General features: G+C 47.9%; 11 protein-coding genes. 4 read left to right on the plus strand and 7 right to left on the minus strand.

What is annotated here, in order from left to right; genetic code table 11:
- Nucleotide 1 precedes the first annotated feature (1 nt).
- The 4 genes from GCU44_RS13185 to GCU44_RS13200 are packed head-to-tail and all read right to left on the minus strand — an operon-like array spanning nt 2 to nt 5,301.
- Complete coding sequence (locus tag GCU44_RS13185; protein WP_154856817.1) at nt 2-2,110, minus strand: DUF4230 domain-containing protein; 2,109 nt, start codon at nt 2,108-2,110, stop codon at nt 2-4.
- The gene (locus tag GCU44_RS13190; protein WP_154856818.1) at nt 2,107-2,730 is read right to left on the minus strand and encodes a DUF4230 domain-containing protein; all 624 of its coding nucleotides are present in this window, start codon (nt 2,728-2,730) and stop codon (nt 2,107-2,109) included. The genes GCU44_RS13185 and GCU44_RS13190 overlap by 4 nt, the downstream gene beginning before the upstream one ends.
- The gene (locus GCU44_RS13195; protein ID WP_154856819.1) at nt 2,718-4,439 is read right to left on the minus strand and encodes an N-acetylmuramidase domain-containing protein; all 1,722 of its coding nucleotides are present in this window, start codon (nt 4,437-4,439) and stop codon (nt 2,718-2,720) included. Before GCU44_RS13195 ends, GCU44_RS13190 begins: the two co-directional genes overlap by 13 nt.
- A gap of 28 nt (nt 4,440-4,467) precedes the next feature.
- On the minus strand, nt 4,468-5,301 hold the full coding sequence (locus GCU44_RS13200; protein ID WP_154856820.1) for a DUF5675 family protein: 834 nt from the start codon (nt 5,299-5,301) through the stop codon (nt 4,468-4,470).
- A gap of 410 nt (nt 5,302-5,711) precedes the next feature.
- On the opposite strand from GCU44_RS13200, the gene GCU44_RS13205 reads away from it, so the two are divergent.
- Nucleotides 5,712-6,173, plus strand: coding sequence for a (2Fe-2S)-binding protein (locus GCU44_RS13205; RefSeq protein ID WP_154856821.1), 462 nt, complete (start codon nt 5,712-5,714; stop codon nt 6,171-6,173).
- Between the two features lie 2 nt (nt 6,174-6,175).
- Complete coding sequence (locus tag GCU44_RS13210) at nt 6,176-8,332, plus strand: xanthine dehydrogenase family protein molybdopterin-binding subunit (protein WP_154856822.1); 2,157 nt, start codon at nt 6,176-6,178, stop codon at nt 8,330-8,332.
- 168 nt (nt 8,333-8,500) lie between these two features.
- On the opposite strand, the gene GCU44_RS13215 is transcribed toward GCU44_RS13210, so the two are convergent.
- The 3 genes from GCU44_RS13215 to GCU44_RS13225 form a co-directional block, all read right to left on the minus strand.
- A complete protein-coding gene (locus GCU44_RS13215; RefSeq protein ID WP_154856823.1) occupies nt 8,501-10,057 on the minus strand; it encodes a RagB/SusD family nutrient uptake outer membrane protein in 1,557 nt (518 codons plus the stop codon).
- A 19-nt stretch (nt 10,058-10,076) separates the two neighbouring features.
- Nucleotides 10,077-13,196: a SusC/RagA family TonB-linked outer membrane protein gene (locus tag GCU44_RS13220; RefSeq protein WP_154856824.1), complete on the minus strand. Its 3,120-nt coding sequence runs from the start codon at nt 13,194-13,196 to the stop codon at nt 10,077-10,079.
- 1,264 nt (nt 13,197-14,460) lie between these two features.
- Nucleotides 14,461-14,856 (minus strand): hypothetical protein, encoded by a 396-nt coding sequence (locus GCU44_RS13225; protein WP_154856825.1) that lies wholly within the window; start codon nt 14,854-14,856, stop codon nt 14,461-14,463.
- A gap of 89 nt (nt 14,857-14,945) precedes the next feature.
- Between GCU44_RS13225 and GCU44_RS13230 the strand changes: the two genes are divergently transcribed.
- Nucleotides 14,946-15,509, plus strand: coding sequence for a LemA family protein (locus tag GCU44_RS13230; protein ID WP_092169246.1), 564 nt, complete (start codon nt 14,946-14,948; stop codon nt 15,507-15,509).
- Between the two features lie 7 nt (nt 15,510-15,516).
- Nucleotides 15,517-16,452, plus strand: coding sequence for a M48 family metallopeptidase (locus tag GCU44_RS13235; RefSeq protein ID WP_154856826.1), 936 nt, complete (start codon nt 15,517-15,519; stop codon nt 16,450-16,452).
- Nucleotides 16,453-16,490: the final 38 nt, after the last annotated feature.

The following is a 16,490-nucleotide window of genomic DNA, read 5'->3' on the forward strand; positions in this document are numbered from 1 at the left end:
GCTATTGAAATTTCTCCAAAATCCCCGACTTATTTTTCCATTTTTGCGAAAACCAGTCGCCGGTTTGTGTGAGAAAATCCCGACTGTGATAGTCCCGATGTGCCTGATACAGCTGTTCGAGAAAGGATTGCAGCTGATCTACCTGCCGACTGGATAGGAGCTGCTCCGGCTGGGGAAGTGTCAGCTCCTCCTGAAAATTCGCAGCAGATCGAAAGACTATCCAATCCTCTAATACGAGCTGTTGATCGGCAAAGAGGGAATCGGCTCGAAAGAGTTCGGGGTGGGTAATTTCGGTAAAGGGAATGGAAAACTGAAGCACGGTGCCAGGCTCGCTGGAATCTACCAGCCAAAACATGTTGGGATTTTCGGGTAATTGTTGGAGGGTATCGGCCCGTTGAATGACTTGTATCCGTTCGTCCTCCCTGACCCATGATTCCCAGGTTTCCGGGGAATACTTAAAGGGGGCGGGTACGCGAAGGAGGCTATCCTGCAATGTTTCATCAACCAGGAAGGATTCGAAAGCAACCGAATCCCCCTGAAAGGAAATGTTTCGAAAGTGCCGCGCCTCTTTTTCCAGCTGCTGCCAGGCTTGAACGGAAAGTTTACTGGCAGAAAAATTTCCCATGGGAATGTCTTTTCGATAAAGCTGCACCACACCGGCGCCAAACTGTGAGGGGAGCAGCAGACTATCTTCGCTTGCCCATAAAGCTACCGTCCTGGATTCCGGTGCAAAGGAGGAGGAGGACTGGGACTTTATCTCCAGCCATTCGGCACGATCGACCAGGGAATCGCTGGCAATCCGGTACCAGAATGTGGAATAATAATGATAGGGAAGGGCTTCCGTCTCAAACTCGTACCGCTGGGCAGTACGGATCATTTGTTGCAGCGTATTTTCTTTATTTTCCGCTAGTCGTCGGTTATTGTAGCGATCCTCCGAGGCGTTTTTCAATGAGTCGATGGTCTGCAACTCGTTTTGAATCGCCGTTTCAAAATGGACGGCCTCTTCGTAACTGATGTAGTAATCCCGGGTAATATCCTGGGTTAGTTGAATGATTTGGTCGTGGTGAAAGATAACCTTTTTGATTTCTTTGCCGGTGAGCAGTGAAAACAATCTTCTCAGGGTCTCGCCACCGTGCTGCTCGGCTTGTTGGATAATGCCCGCATTTCGTGCGTTGACGGTTAGTTTTTGAACGGCGTAGCGTTTTACTTTTTTGCTATCGTTGAAGTCTACCCTTCCATTATAGGTCAAAATATCAAAGCCCGGAATTCCTTTTTCCGGAATAAACCAGGGGTTGATGTCGGCGTTTAAGATCTGCGGCGCAAAACCAAAAAAGTGTAGCTCGCCCATTTCCTCGTCGTAATGGTACATGCTTTCGTTTAGCCCCTTGAAGTCAAAACCTGCTTTGACGGTTCCCCTTCCGATCATCGCTAGTTTTTTTCGGGCTTCGCTACGGGATAGGGAACTCAGTTTGTTTGCGAAATAGTCCGTGGAAAATTGATTTGCATCCCACCAGTCGACGTCGAGGTCGTTGTACCAGGATACCAGGGTTTGGCGAAGCTGCCGTTCGCTAAGGCGGTCTACAGTGGATTCATTTCCTTCCCGAAAATGCAGGTGCGCAAAGGCCATCACTTCATCAAACAATACCCGTTGGCTGGTTTGATCCCAGTCTCCCAGAAAGTACAGCTTTTCCAACACATTTTTGTACCCCACCCCGTCGATAAGCATTTTTTTGCGCTCGCGTCGGCTGAGGTTTTCGGTCCCGGAACTTAACGCCAGGCGGTTTTCGGAGGAAAGCGCGTGGAAATTCCGGAGGTTTTCCAATTCAAGTTGAATTTCTTCGTAGGTGATTTCGGCTTGTGCCCGTATCTCCGGTTCTTCCAGCAGATTCATCTGCGCTTCGTCAATGGAAGCGACGACTTCTCCGTAGTATTCCGCACTGATAAGCTGCCCCATTTCCCGTATTTCCGAAACAATATTCGCAGTAGATTGTATCCCTGGTTTCCCACCGAAAACATTCAGGGGATTCCACCAATAGACCAAAGCTACCAGTCCCACCACCAGCAGGATCTCCAAAACAAACCGGGCGCTATTCAGGACCTGACGAATCATGGGTTCATGAGATTATCGGGACTGTTAACCTGGCGAATCAGCAGGGAATCGCTGTCAAACTGAATGTAGATCTCCTCGAATGAAAGCCCTTTTAGCACCGTATGGATGAGTTTACGGGCATGATCCTGGCTGGTTTCGACCAGCCCCATGTAGGGTAAATGGTCGCGAATATCCATTTCGGCCATCCGGAAAAATGTTTCCTGGTCTTCCAGGGAAATACTGTTTAGAAATCGCTTTGGATTGGATACGAGTGTATCCGCAACAAAGGCTTCGGGTGGGTAGGAAAAATTGATCACTTCGATGGAGGGGAGGTCCAAACTTATTTTGTTGCCTTCTATCCGTATGTCTTCTTCTTTGATTTGATTTAAATCAATTCCGGTTTTTATGGTAGCCCTGGAATAGGCCATGAAGGATGCTTCGTTGATCGGTATAAACAGGATGTTCTTCCTTTTTTTCCCAAATACTACTTTGTCTACCACAAATTCGGATACTACCAGGTCGCTGGCTTGTTGAATTTTGCCGATTACCAGGCCGCGCTGATCCCGCTGACAGGCCAGGCATGCCCAACACAAACCGATTCCCAGCAAACCCTTTAGAAAGACGTTCTTTATGCCATCCATGTGTCCTCGTTTTTAAACCGTTCGTACTGGGCTTTCATTTTGACATGGTATTGATTGACCTTATAGCCGCTTCCGTTGTATCCATAGGCAAATGACTCCCAGTCGTAATTTCCCTGATTGTCCTCTGAAATGTATTCCAGCAGTGCTTTTCCCCGCGTTTTCTTCGCTTTTATGAATTCAAGGAAATCGAGAAAATGAACGTATTCCGATTCGTGCTGTTGCGCTTCAAATTCGGTAAAGCTTTTGTACTTTCTCCCTTTGATCGTGTGCTCCAAATTTTCGCCCAGAATTTGAAAAAGCCCCCAGGAAGTGGCGTAGACCGCTGCCTTGGGATCAATACTTTTGGCCAAATCCAGTCGTTCGTATTCCTTGGCACCCACCCGGTAATGTTCTCTGGTCCATTTCTCGTAGATAATGTGTTCTTTTCCTGCCTGGAGTGATTTGGGGTCCTTGCCGAATTTTTCCAACCAATGCCAGAACTTATGTCCTTCAAACAATATTTTAGCCCTGCCATCGTGCAAATGCCCCCTTCCGGCAGACTCCACGGCGATGATCGCTTTGATCACGGGCAGGCTTATTTTTATATTTTCCCGTTGTTCCAATTCGTCCAATGCCTGACGAATATCCATATCGCTGAGTACCCTACTGGTGGAATTGTCTTTGATTTGCACGTATTCTTCGTTTACCTGGAACGCCTCCGGTACCTGATCGAAGGAAGTAGACAACGCGACCCGCTGCTCTTCCAACGGGCCCGCATCTTCCGGATGGCGATTGCTGGCATCAAATGCACTGTCTTCCAAAGAAAAGGCGTTTTCATCGAAATCCAGCGAGCTTTTTGGCTGTGACAGGGACCAATTGTCGGAAGTTGACGTGGTTGCACTGCTTCCCGATTCCTTATTTTCACCGCCTTTCTTTGGTGTCCAGCGGTTCTGCAGGTATTTCAGGGATTTATCGCCAAAATAGAAGGCAATCATCATCAGGAAAGCGGTTTCAAAAAACTCAAATTGCTGGCTGAGCAAGGCTGCATCCGCCCCTGAATACTGGGTGCCAAAACTAACGATCAAAAGCGACATGCCGCCCATCAGCAAGGTAAATGCGATCATCCCCCGAACCGTACCCGGCGGTAACCCGAAGGTTTGGCTTCGGTAGGGATTGTATTCCGGGGTAGCCATTTCTGAGGCCTTTACCGGAAATCCCTGACTGTACCGGTCTTTGGCATCGTAAATACGTTGCCAATCCTGGTCCGTCAGTCCGTAATTGATGTTGTAATGGTAGACCGACCACATGAAATAAATCAAAAATAACGCAATCCAGATCACAGCGGTGGCCAATCCCACGGACTGAAAAAGGTTGTCGTACTCCACATACACAAAAAATGCCCCAAGCATGCCAAACGCGACCAGAAGGGAGGCTAAAATAACGGTACCTTTAAAAAAGAAGGTGTGATAGGGATTGTAATTGGGATTTCGATCTTTTGTTTTTGGGCTGAAATACCTGGCCAGCAGCGCATAGATCAAAACCAGCGCAATCACCACCACCAGGCCCGAAGCCAAGAGTTGATTGGACGATTCCATGCCCGGTACAATCAAAATCAGGATGGCCAGCATGATAAAAAAAATGGAACCGATATGTAGCCAAACATAGGTTCGTTCGGAAATCATTCGCTGCTGCTTTCCGGTTTTCTCTTCGTTATTTTTTTCAGTTTCCATAATGCATTGGGGGCTTTTCTAAAGGTTGTCAGCGTGTGACGGGGATTAAGTGTTTTGTTCGGATTCCTGCACGCTCCATCCAGTTTTCGTTTCGTATGGTTATTTCTTGCGGGACTTGCGCGGTTAGGGTCGGGTAGACGGTTCGGTAGAATCGTTCGAAGGCACGTTGAGAATGGGTGACCAGTTTCTCTGAAGACCCGGCATTTACACCGTCTGCAAGGAGTAGGCAGCCGCGGGTATCGCGGTGGCTGTTTCCAATGTGCAGGTATACGAGGTCGAAATCCGGAACATCCTTTATTTCGATGTGGTAGTCAAACCAGGGAAATCGTTTTCGGTATCGTTGTGTTAACTCGGTGAGGTTCGGGTTTAGCGAAAGCGGGTACCGGCCTTCGGGAATTCGGGTGATTCCGGCGACTTTTTCATCCCGATGGCTATCTTCCAGGGTATAGCAAAAGAACGCGCTTCCCACGTAAAGGAGTCCAAGGGTCGTATTTCCATCGTCCAGGTACCGAAGTACCGTAACTGCCGTCCCGCCTAGTTCCTCCCATTCGTCCGGATGCGTTTCAGGTAGCCGTTCAAGAGGGAGCGACGTTGCCGGCTGTCCTTTTTCGGGATCCTTGCTTTTTCCTGAGTCCGGTACCTTTGGAGCGTTTTTGGCCGGTTCCTGAGAGCTGGGTGCCGCCGGTTCTTTTTTGAATAAAGCCAACAGGTTCTTTGTACCACTGGTGATAAAATAAATAATGTAGCCAATAAAACCGACCAACCACAACCAAACCGACTGAAGCAGCTCGGGCCTGGTTACCAGCAGGATCAGCACCAGGACGACCGCCGCGATGAAAAGTAGTCCAAGAAACCGTTTCATTGTCGTTTGATGGGGTACATTTTTCGTAGAAAGTAGCGTTGTTTTATTTCAAATCAAAATTTAATTATTAAAATAGGAAGATCAAAAAAATAATTACGCTTTGATGGTAGTAATTTCCGGTAACCACTCCAAATGAGGAAAAAATCGGATTCGTGACTTATTTAGAAAAATTATGAATTGGCCAGGATTCGGTCATTTTATGGCGTTGACCGCTGGTTATTCGTGAACATACCTGTAAATTTATTAGCGTAGTATCTGTGAATCAAGGTGATAGGTAGAGGTAGACAAAGTGATTGGCGAATTCGTTTACCGAATTCCGGTTGTCACATAGTTTCACCAGTAGAAGGAAAATTCATTGAAACACGAAATAAAAAGTTGTATTTTCGAGCGCTAACAATAGATGTACTAAAATGGCTAACTACAAACTTCAAATCAACGGCAGGAACTACGAGGTAGATGTGGAAGAGGATACCCCTTTGTTGTGGGTGCTTCGGGATACCCTTGGCCTGGTAGGTACAAAGTATTCGTGTGGGGTCGCCCAATGTGGGGCCTGCACCGTGCATGTCAACGACGAGGCCGTCAGGTCATGTGTGTTACCGGTGTCTTCTGTACAGAACGATGCCATTACCACCATAGAGGGGCTTTCCGAAAACGGAGACCACCCGGTGCAACAAGCCTGGGAAGAGGTGGATGTGGCGCAATGTGGGTATTGTCAAGCAGGCCAAATCATGACCGCGGCCGCTTTATTGAAGAAGAACTCCAATCCCAGTGAGGAAGAAATCGTGGCAGGAATGAACGCGAATATCTGTCGATGTGGCACCTATCACCGAATCAAGGAAGCAGTAAAATTGGCATCCGCTAAAACCAAGTAATCATGGAAAAAGCATTGAAAACAAACCGAAGAGATTTCTTAAAAATTGCTGCCACTGCAGGAGGAGGCCTTTTGATCGGTTTTAACTGGTCCAGCTGTGATTCTCCAAAAATGAAAGTGGTAAGCGAAAAAGAAATAATGGACAGCGCATTGAATTTCAATAGTTATTTGTCCATCTCGCCCACTGATCACGTGGTGATCTATTCGCCCAATCCGGAATTGGGACAGAATATCAAAACCTCCTTCCCGATGATCGTGGCAGAAGAACTTGACGTAGATTGGTCCAAGGTTCGCGTGAAGCAGGCCTTTTTAGATACAGAAAAATACGATCGGCAGGTCACCGGTGGATCGGGTGCCATGCCCCATTCCTGGGAGCGGTTGCGAAAGGCAGGGGCCACCGCACGGCAGATGCTCGTGCAGGCGGCAGCCAATCGATTGGGTGTGTCGGTTTCAGACCTGCGCACCGAAAATGGGCAGGTGATCCATGGGTCGAAAAAACTGACCTACGGAGAACTGGCAAACGAAGCGGCGCTGGTACCCGTACCAGAAGAAGTATCTTTAAAGAATATAAAAGATTTTAAAATAATCGGCACGCCGATAAAAAACGTGGACAACCGGGCCATGTTTACCGGAAAGCCCCTGTACGGGTTGGACTTTTACCGGGAAGGGATGGTGCAGGCAATGATACAGCGTCCTCCCTTTGGTATGAAACTGAAATCTGTAGATGCTGAAGCGGCCAAAGCAGTAAAAGGAGTGAAAGATGTGGTGACGTTTAAGAACAACGTGGCCGTAATCGGCGAGACTACCTGGCCACTGATGAAAGCGAAGAAGTTATTGAAGATTCAATACGAGCCAATAGACGGAAAGCTGGAATCCACCGAATTCCACAACCAGGTGTTTGACGAAATGTTGGCCTCCGGAAAGGCAGATGTTAAAAGGAAAGACGGAGACGTGAATGCAGCCTTTCGTTCCGCCGCCCGGGTAATCAAAAGCGAGTACCAATGTCCGTTTCTTTCCCACAGCCCGATGGAGCCGATGAATTTTTTCGCCCATGTGAAACCGGATGGGGTGGAATTAATCGGTCCCACCCAAACCCCCGACCGCGCCAGAAAGGCTGCAGCGGAAATTTGTGGCGTATCGCCCGATAAAGTAACGGTAGAAATGACCCGTTTGGGCGGAGGATTTGGAAGAAGGTTGCGTGCAGATTTTGTAGAAGAGGCCGTTGAGCTTTCCAAAATGCTACAGGCACCGGTAAAATTGACTTGGTCCAGAGAGGACGACCTGACGGGAGGCGCCTACCGACCTGCGGTAAAATACCGCTTTGAAGCCGCTCTTGATAATGAAAATAACCTGATCGGTTACAAGTTAAGAGGAGTCGGCATCAATGCAGGCAACTGTACCCGAGAAAACAATTTTCCTTCAGGATCAGTGGATAATTTGTTGATCGAGTCGCTCGAATACAAATCCCCCATCACCACCAATGCCTGGCGGGCTCCGATTACCAATTTCCTGGCCTTTGCCGAGCAATCGTTCCTGGACGAAGTTGCCGAGGCGGCCGGAAAAGACCCGGTAGCGCTTAGACTGGAACTATTGGACCGTGCCAAGAAAAACCCGGTAGGTGAAATTCACTACGATATAGACCGCATGCGAACTGTGGTGGAAACTGCTGCGGAAAAGTCGGGCTGGGGGACAAAACCTGGCGTATCTCAGGGATTCAGTGTGTATTTCTCACACCGTTCCTACGTGGCACAGGTGGCGGAGGCCAGAATGGTCGATGGCAAACCGAAATTGGACAAAATCTACGCAGTTACGGATTGTGGAATCGTGGTCAACCCAACCGGGGCCGATCAGCAGGTGCGTGGGGGAATGGTAGACGGCATGGGACATGCCATGTTCACCAACATGACCTTTACCGATGGCATTGCCGATCAGAAAAATTTCGATACCTACCGGTTGATAAAGATGAACGAAATTCCCGAGATCGAAACCCATTTTATTGACAATGGCATTGATCCTACCGGATTGGGCGAACCGGCTTTACCGCCTACGGGTGGAGCGATTGCCAATGCCATTTACAAGGCATCCGGCAAACGGGTTCGAAATCAGCCCTTTATGGAGCAGGAGGAGATGAAAAACGTCAGGTTGGGTGATCCTGCCTGATAGAAAAGGAGCGGAGGAAATGGGAGAAAAGGTATGCTCGCTTTCGTCCGCTCTCAGTATTTTTGCAAGTGGAACAAACTTCCGAAGCGGAAGCGTTCGTATCAGATAAAAAAAGCCACAAATGTTGAATTTGTGGCTTTTTTTATATCTATCGATGATAACTACCTTCTAATAGTTGGGGTTTTGGGTGATTTCATCGTTGATTTCTATTTCGTTCTGTGGAATTGGCCATAGATAATCCCGGTCAGATCGGAAGTTACGGTTAAGGCCACTGGTGATGGTTTCCCACTGTCCGGTAGTTTCGTTCAGGTAATAGAGTCCTTCTACCGTACCTATTTTATCCTCACCAATTCTCCACCGATTCATATCAAATAGCCGTAGGCCTTCAAATGCCAGTTCTACTGCCCGTTCGTCCCGGATGATCGATCGAAGTTCCTCTTGTGTTTTACCTGCCGTAATTGGTGGCATTTCTACCGTGGGTCGTTGCCGCACGCTGTTGATGGCCTCATAAACCGATTCGTCGATTTCATTCAATTCGATTTTTGACTCGGCGTACATCAACAGTACATCTGCATACCGGATCAGGATCATGTTAATCGACCCCGTATTTGGATTGCTTCGATCCGCCTCGTAGTCTACCCATTTCTTAAGATTGTAGCCGTGTACCGTCGAAAACTCCGTCGACCTTACCCGATCCGGTGTCGGGCTATCGGGTAGGGAGTTGAAGGTACTTGAGCCAATCGGCTGATCGGTGTAGTAAGACGTATACGACCAACGGGGATCGATGTTTTCAAACGGATCGTTTGGATTTTGCGGTCCTTTGTACCCGTACTTTAAAAACAAATTGTGAATGGGTTCTACCACAGATCCCCCGCCAATCGATGCCGCCGAAAAGGAAAAGGCATTGTAGGTATCGCCACCGACCGTATACTGCCGGTCAAAAATCACCTCCGATGAGTTTTGTCCCGCGTAGTGAAACAACTCCTCGTAATTCGGATAGAGTTCGTAGATGCCCAAATCCATAACGGCTTTGGCGGCATCTCTTGCCACTGCATACCGTTCATTTCGATAGGCCACCCGTGCTTTTAACGCCAATGCGGCACCCATTGTGGCCCGACCAATGTCCTGAGAATAGCTCAACGGCAGTTGGTTTCCCTGAATGATTTGATCAAGTTCGGCAATCACGAAATCGACCACGTCTTCTTTTGATGTCCGTCCCACTTGAGCGGTGACATCCAACGGTTCGACGATCAACGGTACGTCTCCCCAAAGGCTACTCAACTGCGTGTAAAAGAAAGCACGCAGGAATCGCGCCTCTGCTTCGTACCGGGACAGCAACTCGGGATCTCCCTGCTCAATTCTTCCGATATTTGTAAGTACGTTATTGGCGCGCTGTACCCCGCGGTAGTACCTGTCCCATTGAGAACCAATCGCCGCATTCACCGGGTCGAAAGAACCCATGGATACGTCGTGTAAGGAACCTGGCCCGGAAGGTGCACGAAAACCGATATCGGTGACGGCATCCAATTCTTTTACCATTAATTGACCGTCCAATTCTACGTATATCCCGTTTACGGCAAGGCGTGCATCTTTTTCCTGCTGCCAGTAAATGAGTTCGGATACCTCTCCGGGAGGTACCAGGTCCAGACCCTGATCGCAGCCAACCATGGCCAACAGCAGGTAGGCCATGCCGATATATTTTGTTGTATCTTTTATACTATTCATCTTATTTCTATTTTTTTGATTAAAACCCAACACTTACACCACCGCTAAAAAGCCTGCTGTGTGGAAAAAACTGACTTCTACCCCGGGGTGTCTCCGGATCAAACAATTCTGTTTCTGTAAATGTCAGCATGTTTTCGCCGGATACATATACCCTTAGGTTGGCTACAACATTCTGCGGAATGGTATACCCGAGTTGGAAATTTTTCAAGCGCAGGTAGCTGGTGTTCTGCAACCAAAAATCGGATTCCATCAGATTGGCAGAGTTTCCGGAACGTACCATGGGCCAGGAGCCAGTTGGGTTTCTTTCCGGATGAAAGGCCTCCCTTGCCATGGTTGTAGGGATGAAATTGGTGTAGTTGGGTCCTTCCATCAGTGCGCCATCCAGGGAATGTTGCTGGCGCAGTACGCCTTGCCAAAACATGGAAAAGTCAAACCCCTTGTAGGAGGCGCTAAACCGCACGCCGAACTCATACCTTGGATCTTCGTTCCCCATGATGTACTGGTCACCTGCGGGGTAAAGCGACTGAGAGATGACTCCGTCTCCGTTTAAGTCCTCGTAAATGATGTCTCCGATCGTGACCGATGGAAAAATTGTGGCCGGATAGTTGTCCAGGTCTTCTTGTGTCCGGTAGATACCCGGGGATTGCAGGCCTCGCAGGGAATTGATGGATTCGCCTTCTGTCCATACCGTGAACTTGTCCGGGAAAAACGGCCCCGTTCCCTTTAAGTCTTCGATTCTATTGACAACATCCGAAAAGTTTAGCCCAATCGTATATTGAAAACCATTATCCGGCGCTGGGATGCTGTTGTAGTTGATGGCCACTTCCCAGCCTCTATTCGATACCGCAGCAGCATTTTGTACCGGCGGGCTGTATCCGATTGTACGGGGGATGGGAAGTTCGATAAGAATATCGTCCGTGTATTTGTAAAAATATTCGGCTATCACTTCAATCCGGTCATCCAAGAAACCCATATCCAAGCCAATATTGGACATCGTGGTGGTCTCCCAGGTAATGTCCGGGTTTCCCGCCCGGGTGATGGCCGTTCCTGGTACCAGATTATCATTAAACTGGTATCCATTGTTTAAGTTATACGTGTTCAGGTACCGGTACAGCCCGATGCGTTGGTTTCCAAGTTGTCCCCAGGACCCTCTCAGCCGTAAATTGCTAAAGGTGTCTCCCGTACTCATGAAATTTTCCTCGGATATTCTCCACCCGGCAGAAAAGGAAGGGAAAATACCCCATCGATTGCCTTCTCCAAATCGGGAGGATCCGTCGTAGCGAACATTGGCCTGAAACATGTACCGGTCATCATAGCTGTAATTTGCTCTACCAAAAAAGGACCGCAAACGCCACTCCTCGGAATACCCCCCGGTGGTTTGGTTTTGAATGTCCCCCGCGTTGATGTCGCGCAGGTCATTGCTAAAGAAGTTGTCCCTGGAGGCAGCTATTTCTTTGTACTGGTTATAGATTTCCTCGTATCCAGCCGTTCCCTGTATGCTATGCAGGCCAAAGGTTTGGTCGTAATTCAGGTACAGCCGTTGGCTCAATTCCCGAAGGTTTTCCTGGCTTTCGGTAAGCTTTGAGGTAGCAAACCATCCCCCAACATTCACCAATTCGCCCGTCAGGTAATTCCTCATCCCTGATAATCCATTTTGGAAGATAAAACCATCCGTGGATGTGGTATTCAGGGTCACGTTGCCTTCCAGGGAAAGAGCATCGTTGATCTCGTAGGCAAAACCCAACTGACCAAAAACGTCGTCACTAATCCGGCTGGTTTCACCCTCCTGCACCATGGCACGGGCATTCCATTGTCCGGAAACCAGGTCATAGGTCCCATCGGGATACTCCATAACAATGTTTCGATTGATATGAAGGAGCGCTTGTGTGATTCGCTGCCCGGTAAAGCCCGGACCACTGAAGGCCCGATTTCGGTACATGAGGTTGGTTTTGATGGTTAGCTTGTCGCTGGCGTACAAATCCGAATTGATACGCATGGTAACCTGCTTGTTGTTGAAATTTTGAAGAATGCCATCCGTATCGGCGTAGTTGATCGAGGCAAAAATTCTCCCCGCATCGCTCCCGCTGGAAAGCGATAGCGAATGCCGCTGTTGAAAAGCATTCGGGTTGAAAATTCCCCCTTCGTAGTCCGCAAACGGGTACTGTAGTGGATTGGTACCTGCGGCTACGTTTTCAATATACGTTTCGCTGTAGGTAGGATTGGCCCCCACATTGGCTTGCGCCTCGTTCTCCAAACGCATCCAGGTAACAGGGTCGGTTGGTTCGGGAAAGAAATTGGGATTTTGCCAACCCACGAAATTGTTGTAATTGATGGAAACACCACTTGCTGCGCCTCTTTTGGTGGTTACCAGAATCACCCCATTGGCCGCTCTGGAGCCATAAATGGCAGATGATGCCGCATCTTTCAACACCGTGATGGTTTCGATATTGGTGGGTTCAACCGTGCTTAAGGATTGTTCCACCCCATCGATTAGCACCAATGGATTGGCGTTGTTTAAGGTACCGACGCCTCGGATTCTGATACTCGTGCTTTCATTACCGGGCGCTCCACCGTTGTTTTGAATGCTCAGGCCAGGCGTGGTGCCCTGAAGGGCTGCGGCTGTGTTAAGAACGGGACGTCTGGCGATATCGTCTCCTGCCACGGTACTTACCGCACCGGTGACATTCGCCCGCTTTTGGGTACCAAATCCGATAACTACTACTTCGTCCAACGAAGACGTAGCCTCGATTAGGGTTACGTTGATGATGGAACGATCCCCGATACTGATGCGCTGACTTTCAAAGCCAATAAAGGAAACGACGATCTCCGATCCCTCCGGTACGGTCAGGGAGTACTTTCCGTCCAAATCAGTGGCCGTACCGATTGTGGTTCCGGGAAGGGAAATGGTTGCTCCCGGAATGGGTTCGCCAGTTGGGTCCGATACGGTACCGGTTACCGTTACATCGGCTCGTTGTTGAAAGGGTGCCGCCTCGATTAGGTAGGATGCATGGATGCCGAACGCTTCGCTGATTACGGAACGGGCATGACTTTTCGTCGAATACGTGGTCAGAAGCTGTATCGCCACCAACAAAACCATCGTTTTGTGTGACACAACCCCTGTGAGTAGTGGTTTTTTCATAATTTTTAAGGTATGTATGGTTAGTTGCCGGTACGAAATTGTAGCCATTCGCTCGCTACATTTTTTAGGCAAAATTTAGGGTGGTGGTACGTCGCTGCAAGGGCGCTTCACCGGGTAATGTCTTTTTTTTCACATAGGCATGTGGTTTTTGGTTTATCAATGCGGGAAACATACGTACTTCACGCGATCAGCTGGCTACCTCAACAGCTAGCCAAACGAACCATGTCCGATTACCCAATACGGGTTGCGAGACACGGAAGCGGTTGTAGAAATGCGCTTTACCTTTTAATTAACTGATTTTTTACTTAAAATAGAGGGTAAAAAACCATATTAATTGGTAATAAATAAATAAAATATAGGCTTTTTAGGTTGCAAAAATTATATTAAGTAAGTTATGCTATATCAGTTTTATACTAAAAGCATTGCAGCTGTTTTACCCAAAAATAATTAACAGGAAACACTTAATAAATAAATCACTAAATAAATGCCAAAAATCCATTATTTTTTGAAATTTGGGATTACGTGTTTACAAATAATTGAATGTGTTTTTTCGTTTTTTAAAAATATAAAAGAATTTTCTTATAAAAAAATAATTGCAAAATTAGATTTAAAAATGAAAATAAAATAGTTGATTTCCGAATGTCAACGTTGGTTTTTCGTGGGCAACGGGTCGCCTTGGGTACCAAATTACGGAATGTGGGTGCGACGCGTTAGCAGTATGGGAAAATTGCTTGTTTTTGCCCGCATTCTCGGATCAAATAGCAATACGACGGGACCCTACCTTATATAAGTTGGTGTTTGAGCAAGGGGCTTTCTCTGGTCAATCAGCGGCCAGGGCCCGGGTTTGCCAGGCAGAATGGGCGGGAAGGGCTGAGGCAAAACTTAATTCATTGTTGATTGAATCTCGAGATGCAATCAAACTTGATCTGGACACCGAATAATTTGGCTCAATCGCCAGACATGGGCCAATAGTGGCAGTTGACAAATCCCCCGTGGGGACCTTACTTTCCTGCAGGCAGGTGGTAGCTTACCAAAAAAACCGTCCGGTATTCCGTCGTAGGGTTGCTACCGGGGCTTCTTGACGTGGATCTTTTACCCAGAACCGATCCGGACGTTTTTGCGGCAGGGTTTGCCCGTTTGCATCCGAGGTAGCGATTGTTCGCTGACGGATTCAGCCCTGCGAAAAAAACCGATCGGCAACGAGCTGCTAGACGGAAACCCACGACGGAACCATGTCCAACGTGTTCAGCCTTTGGCTTCGTGGTTATTGTATCGGTAACACGCTGCGGTTTGCATTGTCTACTTCTACCACATCTGTCACGACGTATTCACTCGCGCCTCTCCATGGAATGGGGTTGAGGTATTCCTTGTACCGCAATTCGACAAATTTACCACCGGCTCGTTCCAGAATTAGGGCAACCGAGTCTCCCGACGCACTGAAGCGAAACTCATTGCTTTGTAGCGCTCCCGGGTTCGGGCTTTGAAACCCATCCTGTACCAGTCGCCCCTCCCAGGTTTTAAATACAAACCCTTTTTTCTCAAAATAATTGAGGTTGCCTGCTTTTATTCCTTCGGAAAATACAAAATAGTACCTCCACCAAAACAGGCCTGCTAAAAGAACGACCAGTACGACAGCTACCGGTCCGATAATTTTTTTCATGGGTTTTATATTGAAGTTAAAGCCGCTTAAATATAAGAATAATTCCCATTTTTTGTATATTCCCCGATGAAAGGACAAACCCAAAAACTATGAGTATCATTTGGATCGTATTAATTGTTGCCGTTTTGATCGGTATTTTTGTTGTATCGCTGTACAATAAGTTAGTTGCTTTTAAAAACAACCGCGAGAATGCCTTTGCTGACATTGATGTGCAATTGAAGCAACGGCACGACCTGATTCCCCAGTTGGTGAGCAGTGTCAAGGGTTACATGGAACACGAGGCAGGCGTCCTCACCCGGGTAACCGAGGCGCGATCACGTGCCATGAATGCTTCCACGATTGATGGGAAAATTGCGGCCGAACAGGAACTTGGTTCCGCCTTGCAAGGGCTGCAAATTCAGGTAGAAGCTTATCCCGATTTGAAAGCAAACACGAATTTCTTGCATCTGCAAAACGAGATTTCCGATGTGGAAAATAAGCTGGCCGCCGCCAGGAGGTATTTCAATTCCGCAACCAAAGAGTTCAATGTGGCAGTCCAGAGTTTTCCTTCCAACCTGATTGCCGGGATGTTTGGCTTCCACACCGAACAAATGTTTGATGTGGGCAGCTCCGAAAGGGAGCGACTGGATCAGGCGCCCGAAATTAAATTTTAAGGAGTAAATGGCAGGATATATTGGAATTCAAATACAAATCAGACGAAATAACCTGCGTTCTGTTTTGTTGTTGCTGGGATTTCCTTTGTTGGTGTTGGCAGCGGTTTATGCGTTTTTTTATCTAACCCTGCCTGCGGAAGAGCCAACGGACAGGGTCATGGAGTTGTTTCTGCAGACCCTGCCAGGAGTTTTGATTGCGGTTGCCGTATGGTTTGTCATTGCGTTCTTTTTTCATTCGAAGATGATTCGCAGTGCTGCCGGAGCAAGGCCTCTGGAACGAAAAGAAAACATGCGGGTGTATAATTTGGTAGAAAACCTTTGCATCAGCAAGGGAATGAAAATGCCGAAGGTACAGATCATCGAGGATCCGGCGTTGAATGCCTTTGCCAGTGGGATCAACGAAAAAACATACACTGTCACCCTTACCCGAGGCATCATCGATGAACTGAATGACGAGGAATTGGAGGGGGTGATTGCGCACGAGTTGATGCACATTCGGAACAAAGACGTACGACTATTGATCGTCTCCATCATTTTTGTGGGCATTTTCTCCTTTGTTGCGCAGATTCTCTTTCGAAGCATGATTTATGGAGGGGGTAGAAGACGAGGAAAGAGCGATAACCGCGCCCTATTGATCGCCATGGTTATTGCCTTTGTGGCGTTTTTGCTAAGCATGTTGTTTCGCTTTGCCATTTCCAGAAAAAGGGAGTACATGGCCGATAGCGGGGCAGCGGAGATGACCAAAAAGCCCTGGGCATTGGCAGCCGCTTTGCGTAAGATTTCAGGAAATTACCGGGTACAGACGGTGAAAAGTGACGACGTGGCGGAACTGTTTATTGAAAACAGACCGGACAAATCCTCCGGATTCTTATCTGCCATTACGGGGCTATTTGCCACGCATCCCCCCATCGATAAGCGGATTGAGCTGCTGGAGCAGTTTTGAAACGAGCAATGAATGGAATAAGCAAAAACCAGGATAGG

The organism is Cyclobacterium xiamenense (assembly GCF_009467825.1).
Lineage (GTDB): Bacteria > Bacteroidota > Bacteroidia > Cytophagales > Cyclobacteriaceae > Cyclobacterium > Cyclobacterium xiamenense.